Annotated in this window: 13 protein-coding genes and 1 pseudogene; 11 read left to right on the plus strand and 3 right to left on the minus strand. The window is 44.5% G+C overall.

Annotation, left to right across the window (positions count from 1 at the left end; all coding sequences use genetic code 11):
* The first annotated feature begins 14 nt into the window (after positions 1 to 14).
* The 5 genes and pseudogenes from glmM to ltrA all read left to right on the plus strand — a co-directional run bounded on the left by glmM (position 15) and on the right by ltrA (position 8,719).
* Entirely contained in the window at positions 15 to 1,355 is a 1,341-nt protein-coding gene (glmM, locus tag ACI1P1_RS06830; RefSeq protein ID WP_416215617.1) for a phosphoglucosamine mutase, read from the plus strand.
* A gap of 742 nt (positions 1,356 to 2,097) precedes the next feature.
* A complete protein-coding gene (gene glmS / locus ACI1P1_RS06835) occupies positions 2,098 to 3,927 on the plus strand; it encodes a glutamine--fructose-6-phosphate transaminase (isomerizing) (protein WP_416215618.1) in 1,830 nt (609 codons plus the stop codon).
* Positions 3,928 to 4,107: 180 nt separating this feature from the next.
* Entirely contained in the window at positions 4,108 to 4,311 is a 204-nt protein-coding gene (locus ACI1P1_RS06840) for a helix-turn-helix domain-containing protein (RefSeq protein ID WP_416215619.1), read from the plus strand.
* 472 nt (positions 4,312 to 4,783) lie between these two features.
* Positions 4,784 to 6,832, plus strand: coding sequence for a hypothetical protein (locus ACI1P1_RS06845; RefSeq protein WP_416215620.1), 2,049 nt, complete (start codon positions 4,784 to 4,786; stop codon positions 6,830 to 6,832).
* A gap of 497 nt (positions 6,833 to 7,329) precedes the next feature.
* Positions 7,330 to 8,719: pseudogene (ltrA, locus tag ACI1P1_RS06850) on the plus strand (group II intron reverse transcriptase/maturase).
* Positions 8,720 to 9,179: 460 nt separating this feature from the next.
* Here the strand turns inward: ltrA and ACI1P1_RS06855 are convergent.
* Positions 9,180 to 9,818 (minus strand): DUF6037 family protein, encoded by a 639-nt coding sequence (locus ACI1P1_RS06855; protein ID WP_416215621.1) that lies wholly within the window; start codon positions 9,816 to 9,818, stop codon positions 9,180 to 9,182.
* Positions 9,819 to 9,941: 123 nt separating this feature from the next.
* Entirely contained in the window at positions 9,942 to 10,877 is a 936-nt protein-coding gene (locus ACI1P1_RS06860) for a DUF5677 domain-containing protein (protein ID WP_416215622.1), read from the minus strand.
* A gap of 217 nt (positions 10,878 to 11,094) precedes the next feature.
* Between ACI1P1_RS06860 and ACI1P1_RS06865 the strand changes: the two genes are divergently transcribed.
* Complete coding sequence (locus tag ACI1P1_RS06865) at positions 11,095 to 11,457, plus strand: hypothetical protein (RefSeq protein ID WP_416215623.1); 363 nt, start codon at positions 11,095 to 11,097, stop codon at positions 11,455 to 11,457.
* Between the two features lie 259 nt (positions 11,458 to 11,716).
* Here ACI1P1_RS06865 and ACI1P1_RS06870 read toward each other — a convergent pair whose 3' ends face one another.
* Positions 11,717 to 12,190: a helix-turn-helix domain-containing protein gene (locus tag ACI1P1_RS06870; RefSeq protein WP_416215624.1), complete on the minus strand. Its 474-nt coding sequence runs from the start codon at positions 12,188 to 12,190 to the stop codon at positions 11,717 to 11,719.
* Between the two features lie 168 nt (positions 12,191 to 12,358).
* Here ACI1P1_RS06870 and ACI1P1_RS06875 point away from each other — a divergent pair, with 168 nt between their 5' ends.
* The 5 genes from ACI1P1_RS06875 (at position 12,359) to ACI1P1_RS06895 (ending at position 20,472) form a co-directional block, all read left to right on the plus strand.
* On the plus strand, positions 12,359 to 13,189 hold the full coding sequence (locus ACI1P1_RS06875) for a TnsA endonuclease N-terminal domain-containing protein (protein ID WP_416215625.1): 831 nt from the start codon (positions 12,359 to 12,361) through the stop codon (positions 13,187 to 13,189).
* Positions 13,186 to 15,342, plus strand: coding sequence for a Mu transposase C-terminal domain-containing protein (locus ACI1P1_RS06880; RefSeq protein WP_416215626.1), 2,157 nt, complete (start codon positions 13,186 to 13,188; stop codon positions 15,340 to 15,342). Before ACI1P1_RS06875 ends, ACI1P1_RS06880 begins: the two co-directional genes overlap by 4 nt.
* Before the next feature lies 1 nt (position 15,343).
* The gene (locus tag ACI1P1_RS06885; RefSeq protein ID WP_416215627.1) at positions 15,344 to 17,104 is read left to right on the plus strand and encodes an AAA family ATPase; all 1,761 of its coding nucleotides are present in this window, start codon (positions 15,344 to 15,346) and stop codon (positions 17,102 to 17,104) included.
* Between the two features lie 66 nt (positions 17,105 to 17,170).
* Positions 17,171 to 18,553 (plus strand): TnsD family Tn7-like transposition protein, encoded by a 1,383-nt coding sequence (locus tag ACI1P1_RS06890; protein WP_416215628.1) that lies wholly within the window; start codon positions 17,171 to 17,173, stop codon positions 18,551 to 18,553.
* A 32-nt stretch (positions 18,554 to 18,585) separates the two neighbouring features.
* Positions 18,586 to 20,472 (plus strand): TnsD family Tn7-like transposition protein, encoded by a 1,887-nt coding sequence (locus ACI1P1_RS06895; RefSeq protein ID WP_416215629.1) that lies wholly within the window; start codon positions 18,586 to 18,588, stop codon positions 20,470 to 20,472.
* The last annotated feature ends 116 nt before the right edge of the window (positions 20,473 to 20,588 follow it).

Consider the following 20,588-nt stretch of genomic DNA (forward strand, 5'->3'; position numbering starts at 1 on the left):
AGAGAAGAATTCAAATGGGGAAATATTTCGGCACCGATGGAGTACGCGGCATTGCCAATCAGGAATTGACACCGGAGCTTGCCTTTAAGATCGGCCGCTGCGGCGGTTATGTGTTAACCAGACAAACCCGGCATCCCAAAATTGTGATCGGATTGGACACGCGGGTGTCCGGGCTGATGCTGGAGGCTGCTCTGACGGCGGGTTTGCTGTCCATTGGCGCCAATGTCATCCGGCTGGGTGTGGTTTCCACCCCCTGCGTTGCATATATGACCCGGAAGCTGGGAGCGGATGCGGGTGTTATGATCTCCGCCTCCCATAACCCGGTAGAGGATAACGGTATCAAGTTCTTCGGCGGCGACGGCTACAAGCTGCTGGACGATACCGAGCTGGAAATTGAAGCTTTGATGGATGCGGAAAAGGATGAGCTGCCCCGTCCCATCGGTGCTGACCTGGGCACCGTCACAGAGGAGCCGGAAGCCAAGCTGGCTTACCTGGAATTCCTGAAGGAAACGGTAACCTCCTCCTTCGCGGGCCTCAAAGTCGTATTGGACTGCGCCAACGGAGCTGCGTATGAGCTGGCTCCCCGGGTGTTCCGCGAGCTGGGTGCAGAGGTAATTGCCACAGGTGCCACGCCCAATGGCCTGAACATCAACGACGGCTGCGGCTCCACTCACCCGGAAGCACTGGTGGAGGAGGTTCGCCGCCACGGAGCGGATCTGGGGCTGTCCTTCGACGGGGACGCCGACCGCCTGATCGCCATCGACGATCAAGGCCAAGAGGTGGATGGGGACTATATCCTCACGATCTGCGGCGATGCCATGAACAAGGATGGACGGCTGAACCACAGCACGGTGGTTACGACAGTAATGGCCAATATCGGTTTCTTCAAGGGAATGGAGAAGCTGGGGCTGAATGCGGTGCAAACCGCGGTAGGCGACCGTTATGTCATGGAGGAAATGCGCCGCGGCGGCTACAACCTGGGAGGCGAGCAGTCCGGGCATGTGATTTTCCTGGATTACAACACCACCGGAGACGGCATTCTGACTGCTCTGCAGCTGGTGGATACCCTGGTGAAATCCGGCAAGAAGCTGTCCGAGCTGAAGGCATCCATGCGCAAATTCCCGCAGGTGCTGGTGAATGTGCGGGTGGCGGACAAGAGCAAGTACAAGGGTAACACCGCCATCGACGAAGCGGTTGCCGCTGTGGAGCGGGAGCTGGGGGACAACGGCCGGGTGCTGGTTCGTCCGTCGGGCACCGAATCCCTCATCCGCGTGATGGCGGAGGGGCCGGAGAAGCATCAGGTGGAAGCCTACGTGAACCAGATTGTCGAGGTTGTACAGCGGGAGCTGGGCTAATCTTATATAGGAAAGCTGCAGTGAACCGCCGCCTTGGTGCGGCGGTTTCCCATAGCTGCCGAAATTTAGGCCAGGCTGAAAGGCCTTGCAAGAATAAATAGTTGTTGCAACCGGGTATGAAAATGAATAAGATGATGATATGTCATTTCAGCAGGAAAGCGAGGGTTGGGGTTATTGCAGGACAAAGCGCCAGAGCTTGGGGCGCGGTGAGGACAGTATCGGAGCAGTTTGCCTTGAAGGAATGCAAGTCCGGCCGGGAGCCGGCGGCTGTGGTGCCGCGGCAGGTCAGATTTGATAAGGCGGATGTACGATGTTGAGCTGTCTTGAACCGGCGCAAGCTGACGAGGTGAAGGTGTTCGGATTTTTCGGCGGGGACCTTCCGGTCTGAAGAAAGTACACATCCAGGCCGTTAAGCTGGAAGGCAAATCGGCGCGGGCAACCGGCCGCACAAGATTCCAGCAGGATGCTTGATGAATATTGAACTTGCCGTCCGTGTGGATACGGATGTGCTATATAGCGTTGCCTAGTTTGATGAGCCCCCATCTTTGAAAAATTTCTATATGGGGACCCTGGTTTCACATTGTTAAAAACGGGAATGGGAAATGACGCTATAAGTCTGTCTGCTTGGCCTGATTTGGCTTATAGGAAAGCCTCCATGCCTTTTTTCTCGAAAAAAAGGACATCCGGAAGGTCTGTTCAGTTCTGCTCTTATGAAAACTTAAAACAAATGGAGGAATTATATATGTGCGGTATTGTAGGTTATGTGGGTAAACGGGATTCCAAGGATATTTTGATCGAGGGTTTGAAGAAGCTGGAGTACCGGGGTTATGACTCCGCGGGGGTAGCGGTATTCACCCAAAACGGGCTCGAGGTCCGCAAAACCAAAGGCCGTCTGGCGGTTCTGGAATCCGCATTGGATGAGAAGCCGCTGCATGGCTCCATCGGCATCGGGCACACCCGCTGGGCAACCCACGGTAAACCCTCCGATGTGAACTCCCACCCTCATACAGACAACGCCCTTAAGTTTTCTGTGGTGCATAACGGCATCATCGAAAACTACATGACATTGAAGGATGAGCTGATCGCAGGCGGCGCTAACTTTGTCTCCGAAACCGATACAGAGGTCATTGCCCATCTGATCGCTTCCGTTTATGAAGGGGACATCGTGAAGGCTGTACAAAAGGCCGTTTCCCGTATGCGCGGCGCTTTTGCCCTGGGAGTATTGACCGAATATGAACCGGAGAAGCTGGTGGCTGTACGTCTGGCCAGCCCGCTGATTATCGGTGTAGGCGAAGGGGAAAACTTCATCGGCTCCGACATTCCGGCGATCCTGGAGCACACACGGAACGTATACATTTTGAACGACGGCGAAATGGCTCTTTTGACAAAAGACGGCGTCGAATTGATGACAATCGAGGGGAACTTTATTTCCCGGGAATTATTCCATGTCGATTGGGATATTACTACTGCTGAAAAAGCCGGATTTGATCACTTCATGCTGAAGGAAATTCATGAGCAGCCGAAGGCTTACCGTGACACAATGGGAGCACGTCTGAACGACGAGGGTACTGCCGTCCAGCTGCCTGAATTGAAGCTGACTGCCGAGCAAATCAAGGGTATCAGCCGGATTCATATCGTGGCCTGCGGCACCGCTTATCATGCAGGTCTCGTCGGCAAAAATATGATTGAACAATTGGCCCGTATCCCGGTGGAAACCGATGTGGCCTCCGAATACCGCTACCGCAGCCCGATTATCACCAAGGATACCCTGGTAATCGTGGTGAGCCAGTCCGGCGAAACCGCCGACACTCTGGCCGCTCTGCGCGAAGCCAAACGCAACGGTGCCCATGTTCTGGCCATCACTAACGTGGTAGGCAGCTCGGTAGCCCGTGAAGCGGACAGCGTAATCGTAACCTGGGCGGGCCCGGAAATCGCCGTGGCTTCCACCAAGGCATATACGTCCCAGTTGATCGCTTTCTCCCTGTTCTCCCTGTTCCTGGCGCAAACCCTGGGCACTCAAACAACAGAAGCGATTACCGAAACCATCACTGCCATGAAGCAGCTGCCGGAGCAGGTGGAAAGCATCCTGGCCCGGGGCGACGAAATCAAGGCGTATGCCGAGGAAATCGCCAAGCACAAGGACCTGTTCTTCATAGGCCGCGGCGTGGATTATGCCGTTGCCCTAGAAGGCTCCCTGAAGCTGAAGGAAATTTCCTACATCCACTCCGAAGCCTATCCGGCCGGTGAGCTGAAGCACGGCACCCTGGCCTTGATCGAAGAAGGCGTTCCAGTCATCGCCTTGGCGGTGCAGGAGGATCTCTTCGAAAAAACCGTCAGCAACGTCAAGGAAGTCAAAGCCCGCGGCGCTCACGTCCTGGGCCTCGGCCAAGAAGGCCACGAGGAGCTGCCCAAGGCTGTGGATCAAGTATTCAGCATCCCGCGCACCGTCAGCCTGCTGACCCCGGCCCTCTCTGTAGTGCCGCTGCAGCTGCTGGCCTACTACGCCTCCCTGGCCCTGGGCCACGATGTAGATAAGCCGCGTAACCTGGCGAAGAGCGTTACGGTGGAGTAAGGAATAATACAAATAGAGCCGAGCTGTCAGATGATAAAAAAGTGTGGAACCAGTAAAAAAACTATGGAACTAGTTAAAAAAGTATGGAACCAGTAAAAAAACTGTGGAACCACTGTAAGGCATCAAGGGCCGTCCTAAAGGTGAGGACGGCTCTACTTTTGTTTGAGTGGAGGCATCAGGATGAATAAAATAGGAGCGAAAATTAGAATCCTTCGAAAACAACTAAATTTAAACCAGAACGATTTTGCAGAGACAATCGGGATTTCTCAGGGAAGATTGAGTGAAATCGAGCAGGGGAAAACAAGACCATCGGCAGAAACCCTTTACGAATTAAGAAAAAGATTTAATATTGATTTGAACTGGCTATTCGATGAGGGACAGTAATATGGACGGTATATGAGTCGGTCAGAGCCATATAGTAACAAGTGAAGCTTTAATATACAGGGTCATCCTACTATACTGAGATATTATTTTGTGCAGAAATAATAAAGTATTAGAATATAAAAAATAATATTATACTGACGCCGCAGCATTAACTAACAGGCAGTTATCTTTAACTACAAGTAAAGAGCAACAATTGGCCTTAACGAACAAAGATGAAAAAGCGCACTTGACATTGGAAATTTTTTTAGCCACAATGTAATAAGTACATAAATTCTCTGCAGCATTGCTCATAGATGTTGGGCAGTGTATGATGCGTCAGAATTGAGATGTGTTCAAAATGGTGAAAATATGCAAGGTACATCGATTACGATGGTTCCTCGCTATTTCAATATTTGACATGGACTCACTCTTCTGATGAATCAGAAGAGTTTTTTATGTGCAATTTAATCCGATTAAAGAGGAGAGAATGCACATGGTAGAAATGAACGTCAAGAAAGCGGTCAAGGCAGTAAAAGGGAAGGGGGATCCCGTTGTTTTCACGGGAACGACCAAGAGTGGCAAGACTACAGGAATGTCCGCATGTGCGAAGAATGAGGGGGTTCAAGAATTTCTAAGTTTACGTGAGGCCAATGGAAAAGGAGGAACATCTGAGGTCGAATTAATCGGCACTGATTGTATCGCGATTCCGGAAGATAGTCTAATAGTAAGTGCGAAGCTGGGTCTACAGAAAATTTCTGATTGCAGTGATGACAACGAACTGTTAGGGAGTATTCTATATTCTGCAGCCAAAGATTTTTCAAAACAGCAGGACCCTGAAGGATTTAAAAATAAGATTCAAAAAACGCTTCAAAACACGTTGCAACATCCGTCTAATGACTCGCTTGGTTATAAAATCAAAGGAATTACGGAGCAACATATCAACCAAGTGCTCAATTTGTTAAATCAGTTTCCTATTGATGAAGTCATGAACGTTTATAATGAAATGATTGCAAAAACCCCCAAAAAGGGCCAGCAGGGGATTCGGATTTTTATTGAACTCATTTCAAGTAAACCGAGTCTTTCATATCTTATTGAGGCTTTTTGGAATTTGATAGTGGAGATTATAAACCAAGATGTGAAAGAGCTACGGGATGATCTTGTACAAAGTGGAGCAGACTTTGAGGCAGATGGCGAAGAGTTCATAATTGTGTTAAATCAATCGAATAAAGACAACAAACTCGTTAAAACGCTATTACAAAGTGAAGATGGCTCCAAGGAATATCTCATATCTGAGTTCTCTTTGATTTTTAGAGGAGCTGAAGGCCTCTTTCAAGGGTCAAACCGTCAACTATTGACGGTTGTAGAATATAACGGACAGAATATCAGATGCTTACGTCTTATTGACACACAAGGCCTCTTCCATGCGACAGGGGTGAAATCAAAGGAAGAATCTGAACGGATTATTGATATGCTATCGCAATATCACAGCAATAAACTTGTCATTGTCATAAATTCGCACATTACAGACACGGTAAAGGATGGGTACGAAGCGATTCGTATGATGCTTCAGGAGACGAACCGCGAGATTGAAATATACCTTTTGTACACCCACTGGGATGAGTACCTCAAAACGTACAGTCAGCAAAGACGTGGAGCAAGCAAATTTGATAGGGGTCAAGAAACGGTGGACTGGGAACAAAAATTTAAAACTGCACTAGCTGATCAGGAAGAAATGATTGAAATGTTACGAGCAAGTTTGGAATCGAATCAAGCTAAGAAAAAACCCAAATTAATGGGGGTCTATCGCGCGGCCATTCTGACTGACCCAGATAATAAAATGGAGGATTTCTTAGAAGCTAAAGATTTCGTCTATCCAGAGGCACTGAATCGGCTTCTGAATGACCTGTTGAATGAACAAGCGAAGCATGGATCAAAACCGAAGGTAACTGAAGGGATCGAACGTTGTATTCAGGTAGATTTGAGTCAAGTATCTAAATCAAATATCAGCAGCTTGTATAACAACTTAGTTGTCGATTGTAAAGGATTAAAACTGTATGCATCCACGGTGAGAGCGTGCATTAGAAAGTGGTGCAAATCTGGAACGAAACATAAATCTAATGTAGTAGTACCCAATGATTATGGCTATGCGCATATCGAAACGGAATTCGTTCAAGAAATTCGAAATTACACGTTGAACATGTTGAAAAATCGATTCCAAATTGATGCAACTTCTTATATTCCTGATGAAACAGATCGGGAGAAATTTAGGGAAGAACTCACCAGATATCTATTTAATTCACAGGAAGTGGGTCGTGAGGTTGCGGAGTTGATTGGAAAAGAAGCTCATATCAATGGGTTCGAGAAAAATAAAGGGTTCGCTTATCAGTATGATCGGTTTAAGGATATGCTCCAGTACACACAGGATCAATATTTTAATAATCCTGTTATTGATCCTACTCCAACATTTGCTTCCATTCTAAACCAAGCGTTACAAAATTGTGTGCGTCAATATGTCGATGCAAACTGCATAATGGTCTATTGACGATGGTCAAGGGCCAGGATTAATCGAATCAGAACCCACTTTAATGAAACATAAGGCATGCATTCAGAATTGAGTGCATGCCTTTTCATAGTACGCCCAGCATGGGCGTCATCTTTAGGGTGAAAGTCCCGAACGGGGGCTGGCGAGCGCCTACCGTAGCCAAAGGCAAGGGTGTCTGTCGCGAGGCGGAATCTGAAGGAAGCCGGAGGCAAATGCACGGGCCAAGGTACACGAACCCAATTCGAGGCAGTGTTAGTCGGATGAGTCTCCTAGACAAGATAAAATCCGAAGCCGCCAAGGGCTGACGCTGTAAACTTGGGTGGCCGCGGGCAGACAGATGACGCTCTTATCTGGGGAGGCCTGCGGAATACGCGAAGTCATTTCGTAACCGTGGTTGAAAGACCGCGCTGAATCCGCAGGAGTCAGCAGAAGCCATAGTACGGAAGTACGGGACGCCGGAAAACGGAAGGGCCGAACCGAAAGGAGAGAGGAAACCGATGCGTTCGCGTGAAGAGCAACAACAGCCGAATATCTCACAAGAGAACTCGCAGCAAAGAGAAGCGGTGAAGCCGTCAGGGTATGCTGGAGTGCCGAGTTCTTCACCGGCACAAGTCGACCTTTCCTCTCGCGAAGTCCAGAATGACGTATTGGAGCGAATGCTCGAAGGAGACAACCTACTTGCCTACAAGCAAGTGGTACAGAACGGAGGAGCCCCCGGGGTGGACCGTGTAACGGTAGCGGAGCTACAAGCTTACCTGAAAGCACACTGGGAAACGGTGAAAACCGAGCTTCAAACGGAAACGTACAGACCCATGCCCGTCAGACGGGTGGAAATCCCCAAACCCGGAGGCGGAGTGAGGCTTCTGGGAATTCCGACCGTGATGGACCGCTTCCTCCAACAAGCCCTTCTGCAAGTGATGAACCCCATCTTTGACGCCACTTTTTCCTGGTACAGTTACGGTTTTCGACCGGGAAAACGGACCCACGACGCGGTAAAACAAGCCCAACGTTATATCCAAAGCGGCCTGCGATGGACGGTGGATATGGACTTGGAGAAGTTCTTTGACCGGGTAAACCACGACATCCTCATGGCAAGGGTTGCAAGAAGAGTGACGGACAAACGTGTCCTGAAGGTTATTCGAGCTTACCTGAACGCGGGAGTGATGGACGATGGCGTATGCCAGAAAACAGAAGAAGGAACACCGCAAGGTGGTCCACTGAGTCCGCTCTTGGCAAACATCCTGTTGGATGACTTGGACAAAGAACTGACCAAGAGGGGATTGAAGTTCGTCCGCTACGCGGACGACTGCAACATCTTCGTGGGGAGCAAACGCGCAGGGGAACGGGTCATGGAATCGGTGGTCCGATTTGTAGAGGGGAAAGCTGAAACTGAAAGTGAACCGGGAAAAGAGTGCGGTAGACCGTCCATGGAACCGGAAGTTCCTGGGGTTTAGTTTCCTGTCGAACAAGCAGGCAACAATTCGATTAGCTCCGAAAACGATCTCTCGATTGAAAGAGAAGATTCGGGAGTTAACGGAGCGGAGAAAGCCGATCCCGATGGAAGAGCGAATCCGGCGGCTAAATCGCTATATCCTTGGCTGGCTAGGTTATTACAAGCTGGCCGCAGCCAAGAAGCATTGCGAACAGTTCGACCAATGGATTCGCCGAAGGCTGCGCATGTGCCTATGGAAGCAATGGAAACGAGTGCGAACCCGAATCCGCGAGCTTCGAGCACTAGGGGTTCCAGAATGGGCCTGCCTCATGATGGCAAACTCCCGCAGAGGACCGTGGGAAATGTCCCGGAACACAAACAATGCCCTTCCGACTTCCTACTGGGAAGCAAAAGGGCTCAGAAGTATGCTGACTCGTTACTTGGAACTTTGTTAACCTTTTGGAACCGCCGTATGCGGACCCGCATGTACGGTGGTGTGAGAGGACGGGGGCTAGGCGCCCCCTCCTACTCGATTGCCTTACGCCATCGAACAGATCTCTGTCTGCGCTAAACTAAAGGGCAGCATTAGGAAGTGTTCTTGTTTCTGAGCGTATAAAGAATGAATTTGAGCAACGCCAAATAACGGGGATTCAATTCGCTCCTGTCTTTAAGTAGGCGATAAACCTTTTGAAATTAGACATGAAAATGAATTTTATATGAGATGATAGTTACAAGTTATTCTATGTCGCTTCCGAGTGCTGAAATAATATCTACTTGCGATTACTGTGGGAGAGAAACTTTTGATAGTAATAAGTGTTCGTTTCTCTCAGTTTATAACTTTATTTTCACGGGACAAAAATACAGAAAACGACCGCCAAGGGTCGCTAAAGTTATTCGTAATTCATTGTAAACTATTTAATTTCCCGTTTTCGCCCAATTTGCTAGTATCTCTTCGTCGGTCTTTTTATCATTTACATTTCCTGAAAAACAAAAACTAATATTCTTATCGTCTTTGAATTTTGAATACAAATCTGGCAGTAAGATTCTTGCTTTGTTATCGTTGTAATCACTTCTTTGGGCTAATTCCCCGTTAGATTTAATCCCATTCCTTCTAACTTTGAAACAATACACTTTATTTGGATTTTCCGAGTCACTTCTGCTTAATGAAGATACCATTACACTCAATTGGTCCTTACCTTTGTTATCCATCACTTCTACGGGAATAAACCTCGAGAAATTTTCGTTGAACTGCTGCAGTATATCCCTTAGGTTTTCACTGAATTGGATATTAAAATACTCCCGAAGCGTTTTTACGTCAACAAGTAGTCCGCTAGAATTGGCTTCCACTTGCAAGCTGCTGCTCACGTCAATCCGCCTTAAAAATTCTAATTTCACGAGTGCGTATGGGTTCTGCTTCTTTTCCTTTTCCGCAAACAACTTTACTAATATGATAAACTCCTCATTTTTGTATTTAAAAATAAACGAGTCAATTACCCATCCTTTTGCTTCCATATCACTTTTTAGTAACTTCAAATCCCCAAACACGTTAGCCACCTTTGCTTCCCTCCTATGCAGATATCTCCAATTTACGATTCTAAACTAGTTCCACCCACGTCGGGACATAGCTAAAAGTCGGCCTATATCCGCTTAATTGGCGTAGTTTCGCTTTGTTTCTGTTTATTCCACCATTGGAATTGTAAAGCCCTGACGTTCCAGTTCCTCGGGAATGAACATGAGGTCAAACCCGTTTAGATGCGCGAATATGTACATAAATATAAGCATGTAGTTAGCAGCCAGGCCAATAGCGGCCACGTTGTTAGCGTGGTCACTTACGCCAATGATTATTGATCCTACGTTTCCCTCGGTTTCATATAACGGTTCAAATGCTCCGCTCTCTCCGTGGGCGTATTCGCTTGTGTACTTGTAGATGGCTATATATTCTGCTTCAAATGAGAAGTCGGGAAAACCGATAATTTCTTTTTCGGGGAATCCACGTTGTATTTTTTCGGTATCATCCAGCGCTTGAGCACGTTTTATCATGGCGTTAATTTTAGTCCATTCGCGATTCCTTGAGCTTGTTGTATATGGGTAATCGTGTTCGTATTCATTAAAGTCATTTGTAAGACGTTCTTTCGTTTCGTCGGAAAATAATTCGTCAACGGTCTTACCCTTTGCGGTTTGACGCTTCTTGTACGCTTCCCAGTATGTATGGACGGAATACCGTGAAACCTTGTAATATTCTGCCCAAGCGTTCCGTTCGATTGCGTCACCGTTTATATCCTTGCACAACCATAAATACGCAAGGTCAATTAGCGATTCAAGCATAGAACGGCAGATAATTAGCGCGGGATTGCAATACCCAATTTTAGTAAGTTGGTAAATACTGCAACCTAACTGATAAGTGTGCGCAATTACAAAATGGCTAATCATGCGTAATTGATCGGTATTCTTGAACTTACTTTTGTCCATATCGGCTAGCATGATTTCGCAGGTTTGAAGCATAATGATTAGGTTTTTATACTTATCGGCTGGAGCGAACCGTAAGGCCTTCGTTTCCTCGATTTCCCTGCCCCAACGTTCATAAATTTCAACTTTATCCAATTTCTTCACCATGCCGGTCCCTCCACAAAAAAATCCCGAATTATTACATTTTCTTCGTGCCGTGGCCGAATCCCTTCTTAATCAAATCAACAAAATACACCGTAAATACATAAGGGGAAGAGGGGAATGAATTAATCACGATCGCTCCGGCAACGCAACCAAATCAATAAGTATAAAATATCCGAAAACGGATAATTACTATACTATAAACGGAAAGGAGAGAGATTATATGAATGAAATAGGGATTGGTAGAGTCACAGAGAGAGGAATCGTTTTTAATGAACTCCGCTACTCTTGTGACGCAGCAATAAAACATCAGTGGTTTGAAAAGGCGAGGACTGAAGGAGAATGGATGGTGATAGTTATCTCTGTAAAAAGTAACCTGGAGAAAATTTTGTTGATCGAGCCGTACAGTAGAATGCTGCTGGATTGCAATGTTATTCAACCTAATAGTGTGTCAGCAGTGAAACTCGAAAAGTATTTCGATAGCATCCAAAAGCTGAAAGCAATGCGTTCCCTGAGGCAAAATCGTAATAGAAAAGCGCCGCGTCAGATTAATCCGGAAGGGGGGGCAACTGAGAGATCTCATTGAAGAGATGCAAGCTATAGTAAAGAGATTGTAAAGATATACGGTCAACAAGTGGAACTGTTATGAAGCGCTCCTAATCAAGTTTGATGGAGAGTGCAAACGAACAATTGTAGGCAACCGAGGATACGAATTTGATAAGCGTATCGAATGGAACTGAAGCGCTAATCAGGTCATCTCACTGTTGCTGCTCGAAAGGAGTTGGTCGAGTACATCAAAAACTAGAATTAAGGATTGTGCAATATCAAAACCGTACGGAGAGATCTTAGAAGAGAGTGTCATCGTTAGAATGTCTCTTATTCTCTTCCTCTTCTTTCATTTGCTGGCGCACCTGCTGAATTCTGCTTATAGTTTGTTCCACCAAAGCAGACAAGAGTCGTTTATCTTCCAAAGGTAACAATTCATCATTTATAGAGAGGTCAATTCCTGAATCAAGTAATTTTACTAGATCCCAGCTTGCCCCCCTAATAAAAGAGTAATCAATAGCTGGTAGAAAGTAAATCTGACCGAATGGGTCACGGAACTGTGGTTCAGGATATTCTGTAAGTCCAAGTAAATAATCTGCTGTAACCTCAAATACATTAGCCAACATGGCGATTTGCTTATGATCGGGATTGGCGACACCACGTTCCCAATTGGATATTACGTGCTTCGTTGTCTCCATTTTCTGTGCAAGCACCTCTTGAGTCCACTGACTGAGCGTTCTTCGTTCTTTGATTTTTTCCCCTATCAATGACACTACTAGCTCACCATCCTATGATTACATAATAGCATTCGAATTCAATATAGTAAATTATTTAACCGTAGAAGTTGACAGGTTAAATAATGTTCGTATATCATTACAGTCAATAATGATTTAACTAGTATATAGATAATGTAGAAAAATAATTAACAAGGAGGAGTACATGTGGCTAAGCGACGTACGGCTTCGACCGCTTCATCGATTGCAAGGCGAATTCGGGAGGGAAGAGGGGAAGGCCATTTTGCAGCCTACAAACCATGGCTAACCATTCATGATGTACCTTCAATAGGAGTTGTAACACGAATTTTTGGATGGAAGAGCCGGCGACTACATCACTATCTCTCGGAGCATCTAGAGCTCGCGCATCATTATCAGATGGAATGGGCGGAAGATGTCATAGATATTCGAGAGCAGTTTCCATTGTTGCCGTTAGAAAGGACGCTATTCATTGCGCAAAAACTAGGCATAAGACATCCTGTAGATCCGAAAACGAAATACCCTGTTGTGATGACAACTGATATGTTGCTGACGATCAAAATGGGAGATGATATCAGTTTTGCAGCACATTCAATTAAGCCGTCTAACAAGTTAAGCAAACGTGTGTTGGAAAAACTGCAAATCGAAAAGCAGTTCTACAAAGACCAAGGAATCGACTGGTCGCTAATCACTGAAAAACAAATAAATTATGACCTTGTTCGTAATGTGGAATGGTTGCACTCGGCAAGATCGCTGGAAGGCCATATGCACCTTACACCCGAGCTCATAAAGCATATAGAACCGTTCCTCGGTCAAGCGATCTCGCAAAGTGATTCTCCCTTGACGGATGTCACTCTGGAACAGGATTTTAAGCATGGATTGCCGACGGGTACCTGCATTCAGATTGTAAGGCACTTGATAGCTAATCGTTATTGGAACGTTGATATGACAAAACGAATTCTACCTACATTGCAGCCGCTTCAAATTCACGCAGTCTGTCACCGGGGAGGTATTGTATGAACATTCTTGTTAACAATGTTATGAAGCGTGAGGAAAACGGCAAGTTGCTTGATTGCGAAAGGGTGCTTTGGATAAACAAAGAAAAAGATGCGGTTATTACAATCTCCATTATTAACGATAGCGCTCTTCCCCAATTTAAATCCCTCTCCAATATGGAGAATGAGTTGGATTCTGGGCAAGTTATTAAACTGCAGTACGATCCCTATGCAAAGTTCATGGTTCCTGAGGATAAGCTTAGTAAAAATGAAATTAAGATTAGAGACCACGCCTGGGCTTGCATTAAAGAGATCGTAGAAATCGAGCCTAACATATATGATTCAAAAGAACGGTATCGGATGATCAAGGAACTATGTGATCGTACAGGTAAAGGTAAGAAGTTTATTTATAAATACCTTCGCTATTACTGGATGGGAGGCAAAAAGGAAAATGCTTTGCTCCCTCGTTTTCGGAAGTGCGGTGGTCTAGGTAAGCCAAAAAACCCAAAACAAAAAATGGGGAGGTCACGGCTAACTGTCACTGTTGATCCCGGACTATCAGGGGTACTAGTTGATGAGGAAACCAGAAGGATTTTTGATGATTTTATTCGCAATGTGTACTTGAAGGTCAATAGACGAGATTCGGTCAAATTTACATATGTTGAGATGTTGAAGAAACGCTTTGGGGTCGAAACAAAAATGGTTAGGGGAATCGAAATTCCAATCATCCTCCCCGATCATAAAGTCCCAAGTATCGCCCAGCTTAGATATCACATTAGGACGAGATATACGAGACGCAAAAGAATGGTGGCACGTGAGGGAAAAGTTGCTTTTGATCGTGATTTTAGACCATTGTTAGGTTCAGAAACAAGACGCGCTACAGGTCCTGGCCAAATCTTTGAGATCGATGCTACGGTTGCTGATGTTTACCTGATTAGCACAGATAATGTCGATCAGATCATAGGAAGACCAGTGGTCTATATTGTGGTGGATGTTTGGACGCACATGGTCGTTGGCCTATACATCGGTTTTGAGGGACCTTCATGGTTAGGCGTAACGATGGCCGTTGAGAATACTGTAGTGAATAAAGTTGAGTTTTGTGCAGAATATGGGGTTGAAATCACAGACGACGAATGGCCATGTCATCATATGCCTCAACACTTTTACGCCGACCGTGGAGAAATGGAGAGCAAAAAGGCGGACTCGTTGGCGAAAGCCTTAGGTATTAAATTGAAAAATGCCCCTCCATATCGCGCTGATCTAAAAGGGATTGTTGAACAGCAGTTTCGTACACTAAACCTAACGCTTCAACCTTGGATGCCAGGTGCAGTAAAGAAAGAATATAGAAAGAGGGGAGGCCCCGACTATGTTCTTGACGCAAAACTAACTATAAATGATTTTACTAAGATGGTTATTGAGATGATTTTGCATCGGAATAATTATCATTACATGGAGCATTATCCTTTAGACAAAGCATTGTCTAAAGACAATATAAAGCCTATCCCCAGGGAATTATGGAATTGGGGAATGCAACGTGATCACTTTTTGCACGAAGTACATCCTGATATTGTACGCCTAAACGTGTTGGAGGAAGCTAAGGCAACAGTAAGCAGTGAAGGAATCCAGTTCGAAGGGATGTATTACGGGTGTGATGAACTGGTGGAACTGGGGTGGTTCGTTCAGGGGAAATCAACTAAAGCTGTCATCGCGTTTGACAGACGAAACATGAACCACATTTATATTAAACGGCGTGACGGTAAAGAGTTTATGAAGTGTTATCTATTGGATAAGTCTTCAAGGTTTCAAGATTTGACCTTGGAAGAAGTGGGAATGAAACGATTCGAGGAGAAGCTTCAAAAGAGTCTATATCAATCCACGAGGAACCAACAAGATGTAGACCTAAGTACTCGATTAGAAAAAATCAAAAAGGATGCAGAGGTACGAGTGAATGCCGAAAGAGATCATTCACTGACGAAAACTGAACGCAAGGCAGATATCCGGACAAACCGAAAGGAAGAGCGTGATAAATTACGCAAATTACAGAGTTTTGAGTTAAACAAGGCTAACAGCAGCAGTGATTATGGAGTAGTGATGGCTGAGGATGATGTAGAAAACGAGACCTCTTTCACCCCAAGGTCAAAGCTTGGTTTATTATCAAGGATCAGAAAGGAAGGGTAAGATGGATCGAAGAGTTAATATCGAGGGAATGTATCACTTTACTCAAAGTCTTATTGGTCGTCAGGTTAATGCTGAATATTTGGCACAAGAAATCACCGGATACAAAAATAACCCCTTTATTGAAGCCTTGCCGCCGATTTTTGAGGAAGAATTCGTGGGATCTAATATCGCAAGGTTTCCTGATCATAATGAGGAGCAACGCAAGTTAGGGAAACAAACAAGGCTCCATTTAATCCAACAGATTGCGGATTATGTTGAACCTTTGCCTTCACACCTGCTTATCGAACAACGGCTCTCGCGACTAATGCGTCACGGGTACAAAGCGAGAAATCCATTGACACGGGAATCAGTTAAACAGTTCCATATTGGCTTTCAGAATATACTTGAGTCCGGGGTGAATGATGAGGGCATCAATCTGGTGGGCATTCGGTCGACTGCGGCAGGGTTTGCTATTCTCGGTGTAAGTGGCCAAGGAAAAACAACTGCTATCGAAAGTTCGTTGCTGTTATACCCGCAGGTTATCCACCACTCGACGTATCAAGGGCAGCCCTTTATTCGTAAGCAGCTTGTGTGGCTTAAGCTCAACTGCCCTCACGACGGTTCGCTGAAGGGATTATGCTTTAACTTCCTGCAAGCTGTTGACTCTGTGCTAGAGACAAATTATTTTAGGAAATTTGCATCAAAAGGCTCATCGGTCGACATGCTTTTACCTGTCATGGCCCATATTGCAACGCTCCATGGACTTGGCGCACTCGTCATCGATGAGATTCAGAACCTCAGTTTTATGAAAAGTGGTGGTGCTGAAAGAATGCTAAACTACTTTACGCAATTGATTAATACAATTGGTGTGCCCGTTATTTTGATCGGGACCTTTAAAGCAATGAAGCTGTTGTCGGGATCATTTAGTCAAGCGAGAAGAAGCACTGGTCAAGGTGATATGATCATGGATCGATTGACAGAAGGTGAGGAGTGGGATTACTTCATTGAACGGTTGTGGAAATATCAGTGGACAAATTCCTCTACAAAGTTGACTGACCCCCTGAAAAAGGAAATGTACAAGCTATCTCAGGGGATCGTGGACATCGCTGTAAAACTCTATATGTTGGCCCAATGGGAAGTCATCATGGACGGGGATGATACTAAAGAACGCGTTACAGTCGGGTTGCTTAGGGACGTCGCGAGAAGACATATGCAACTGGTTCAGCCGCTTCTTCAAGTTCTAAAGCGAAATGATCCTTCGGCTAAAATTCTTGTGGATGACTTGTATCCGCAGTGGGATGTATTAGACCAGTTCCTGCGCAATTCAGAAGAGAAGGTCAATCTTCAAGGGGAGATACGTTCTAAGCTTTTGCGAGACGAGAATATTGAACTCGATCAGGCCAGATACCTTGAGTTGGTTAAAACGGCAATCGACTTTGGAGCCACGGCTGAGAGTGCTGAGGAGCTGGCGAAACGTATCTTGCTGCGGAACGAGACCGAGAGTGACCTGGTCCGGTTGAGAAAAGAATTGTTTCAAGAAATTGAGTTCAATGGTGCCGCGGCAGATATTCACAATCCTATAACAGACAATCAAGCAGAGCAAGAGCAAAATAAACAACCAAGGAAAAGGATGACCAGAAAAACGGCGCCTAGTAATCTGGACGTAGATGATTTGAGAAATGCTGCCACAAGCGGCGCGGCAAAGAGTGAAGAAATCTACCAAAATCTGGTCAAGCTTGGTTCCATACCCACAGAAGAAGATTTGTCCAAACTGATTATTTGAGGCTGTACTAAATGCACAACATGAAGGGAAAACTACTAATAAAATTTTTGCAAAGGAATGATTCTATTGGTAGCCCATTTCCCTTCTTTATACCCTGATGAGCTGCTTTATAGTGGGATTGCGAGATATCACCAAATCTCCGGAAACACCGCGCAGAAGCAAACGATTAAAGAACTATTTGGTGATCGCCTTGTATGTGCAACGGTTGATTTGCCGAGCCATCTGAGGCATCTATCTGAACGACTGGGTTCAGTTTATACAGTTGAGGATCTTATCATGAGGCACACTCTGTATCCGTATTACAGTGCATTTCTTCCGCAAGAAAAAGCCCAAACCATCTTTAAACTAATGAGTGAAGGAGCCCCATGGGGAGAAGTCCATATAGTACTAGGAATACCAGCAAGCCTCATCAAATTGCCAACACATTTAAAATACTGCAGGTCGTGCTATGCCTCGGATATTTCAGATTACCATGAACCGTATTGGCATAGTTCCCACCAAATTCCGGGCGTATTTGTGTGTCCCAGACATAAGGTTCCCTTAGAGAACTCGAATGTTTCCTATACGACGCGCGAGAAGAAATTTGAATTCAGTTTGCTGAGTAACGTAGGCACAGCTGATACGTCCAGCAGTATTCAAATTAATTCTGACCTATTAAATCATTTTGTAATGGTCGCGGAACAGTCTAGTCAACTACAACAGGTAGACAGAGCAAATATGGATTATTTCGTTGAGTTTAAGCAAAGTTTTCATGACAAGGGCTATATAACAGAACATGGACGTATACGCTTTTTGAAGCTAATGCGAGAGTTCAACGAATATTTCTCCCCAAAGTTTCTAAAGCAGCTGCAGTGTGAAGTCAATGAGCGTCAATTCGAAACATGGCTTCACAAGATGGTTAGAGGTAATGACTTAATGTTTCATCCCCTTCGTCACATTCTGCTGGCTAGTTTTCTAGGGATTACCAACTTTAAACAAAGAAGCTCCGAGGGGACCCCAATCAACATATTTTCACAAGTACAAAAGGCAGAGCTAATAACTTCTTCGGTAAAAGAGCGAGAGGGGGATCTTAGAACGGCAATAAAAGATTGGGATGAACGTGATCGGGTAACTTTGATTGAAGTACAACATGCAGTTTTTGCTTTAAAGAGGCAAACGCTGAAGCCGCAACGGATTACCATTTCAGCAGTGTCACGATCTCTAAATCGATCAAAGGTTCCTTTTGTCTTGGAGAAGTGTTTAAATAAGCTTCCGGAAACAAAGCTTTTTCTGGATCGAGTATGTGAAACGACTGAGCAATTTCAGATTCGGCGTCTTGGATGTGCTACCACACGCCTTGCCAATCGAAGTATAAGGATTCAGGGTTGGAGATTACTAAAAGAGGCTGGTTTAAATGTACCTTTAAGAGAACCAGTTGAAATGTATTACAAGATGATTATGACGGGATAGAGTCATAACCTTATTTCAAGAGGTGAGGTTTATTGTTAGCCTTTTTTCCTCGTATTTATGAGGACGAAGATCTACGGAGTATTATTTTTCGATACCATAAAATGTCTGGAAATAGACGGTTTGCACATTCATTAACTGAACTTTTTGGAAGTAAGAGTCATACAAACGTCCCTGTTCCAGAAAATATAACATATTTACAAAATCAATTAACTGACAACGTGGATAATTTGATTGAGAAACACACTTTGCATAATTATATAGCTCCTTTTTCAGCCAACAATATTTACAGTGCAAGACATGCAATGTTTACTGGAAAGAAACTCCTCTCAGAGAAAATCCGTTATTGTGCTGTTTGTATAGAAAGCGATTTTAATTCCTTTGGAGAGTGTTACATTCATAAAACACATCAAATTGAGTTCTTAACGCTATGTCCAAAGCATAGCGAGGTTCTAATTACTAAATGTCCTGAATGTAACGCTTACCTAACCTCCCCAGCAGGTGACATACTATTAAATGCTCCTTATTGCCCAAACGGTCATGTAATTAAAAAAACAATTGGTCAATGTATATCACAGCTTGAGGAAATAATGTACCAAGAATTTGAGGATTTTAAGCATTATTCAACAGGTCTCACTCGACCCATATTTTTGTCAAGGATTGAGAACTGGCTCGGGGAAAAAGGGTATTACTCATTCACTGGAAGTGTATTATTTCGTCGAAAGTTAATCAAAGACATTATAGATCAATTTGGTGAGTCCGAATTAGATAAGTTAGGACTGACCTCAGCGTATCTTTATTCGAGCAGTACTTTACAGAATATGATTAATTCTAAATCAAAAGGTTCAGTAAATGTCATCTTTTTTCTACTATTAATGAAGTTTCTTGCCGGCTCAGTCCAGAACTTTTTTGAAACCCAGCCAACTTATACTCTTCCTATTCCTTTTGGGAACGGACCATGGAAATGTATAAATAAGATTTGTCCGTATTATAATACAAAAATTATAAGTCAGTGCGTGCGATCTAATGACCGTGGTTTTCGTATAATCTGTGAGTTTAGATGTAGTTTTTGTGCAAGTTCATACAAAAAATTTTGGCATTGGCCTGAAAGAGACGAGCAAGATGAAAGACCTATGGTCTTAAAAAGTAAAGAATTTTATGAAACGATTCTCATGCTCAACAAACAAGGTAGTACCATAAGTAGTATAGCAAAACAACTTAAAACATCGTATGTAACTGTTAAAAAGACCCTGACTAGATATGGAGTTTTAATAAGGGGAATAGAGTTAAAAGAGGAATCTGCTCAGTTAGAAGAGATAAATGCGTCTTTTGCCCAAGTTTCTTGCAGCAGGGAGACAATAGACAGAAGGATGTTATACAGAAGTAAATTCAAAGATTTATTGCTTGGAGTGGATGAACTGAAGAGAAGCAAACTAAGAAAGAAGGATGCAACTACCTATGATTGGTTACTAAAAAATGATAGGACTTGGATAGAGAATTTATTGCCTGTATCGAAGAAACACACGGAGAAAGTTAATTGGGAAAAAGAGGAGAGGGAGATATGTCGGAGAATTGATGAGGTAGCTAGGCAAGTGTATAAGTCCCCTCCACCAGACAGACGTATAACCTCTGCTATGATTTTAAAGAACCTTCCGATTATTGATAGAAATCGCATAAGAAAGGTGCCGTATAAGTTGCCGATAGCCAAAAGTAAGCTCAAACAATACTTCGAAGACCCAGAGAAATTTCAAATTAGATTTCTTCCTGTTGCATTAAAGAGATTAAGTAATGCTGGATTACCACTAAACCTTCGCTCTCTTAGAAAGAGGTTTCCAACCGTATATATAAACATGTCATTAAGACAGCAAGAGTTAGTATCTGATTTAGTTTTAGACTGTACTATGCACATGAAAAGTACATGAGAGTTGGATGATAAGCTAACCGTACAATTAAGTGATTTGCTTAAAAAATAAAAGGATGAGTAGCACGTGTGCTAACACGATCGCTATTCATCCTTTTTAATATGCTGCTATCGGTC

The organism is Paenibacillus mesotrionivorans (assembly GCF_046098205.1).
Lineage (GTDB): Bacteria > Bacillota > Bacilli > Paenibacillales > NBRC-103111 > Paenibacillus_AR > Paenibacillus_AR mesotrionivorans.

Excerpts from the sequence above, each read along its gene's own strand:
- ACI1P1_RS06885 (WP_416215627.1), top strand. The coding sequence starts at position 15,344 with ATGGATCGAAGAGTTAATATCGAGGGAATGTATCACTTTACTCAAAGT.
- ACI1P1_RS06840 (WP_416215619.1), top strand. The coding sequence starts at position 4,108 with ATGAATAAAATAGGAGCGAAAATTAGAATCCTTCGAAAACAACTAAAT.
- glmM (WP_416215617.1), top strand. The coding sequence starts at position 15 with ATGGGGAAATATTTCGGCACCGATGGAGTACGCGGCATTGCCAATCAG.
- ACI1P1_RS06860 (WP_416215622.1), bottom strand. The coding sequence starts at position 10,877 with ATGGTGAAGAAATTGGATAAAGTTGAAATTTATGAACGTTGGGGCAGG.
- ACI1P1_RS06845 (WP_416215620.1), top strand. The coding sequence starts at position 4,784 with ATGGTAGAAATGAACGTCAAGAAAGCGGTCAAGGCAGTAAAAGGGAAG.
- glmS (WP_416215618.1), top strand. The coding sequence starts at position 2,098 with ATGTGCGGTATTGTAGGTTATGTGGGTAAACGGGATTCCAAGGATATT.
- ACI1P1_RS06880 (WP_416215626.1), top strand. The coding sequence starts at position 13,186 with ATGAACATTCTTGTTAACAATGTTATGAAGCGTGAGGAAAACGGCAAG.
- ACI1P1_RS06865 (WP_416215623.1), top strand. The coding sequence starts at position 11,095 with ATGAATGAAATAGGGATTGGTAGAGTCACAGAGAGAGGAATCGTTTTT.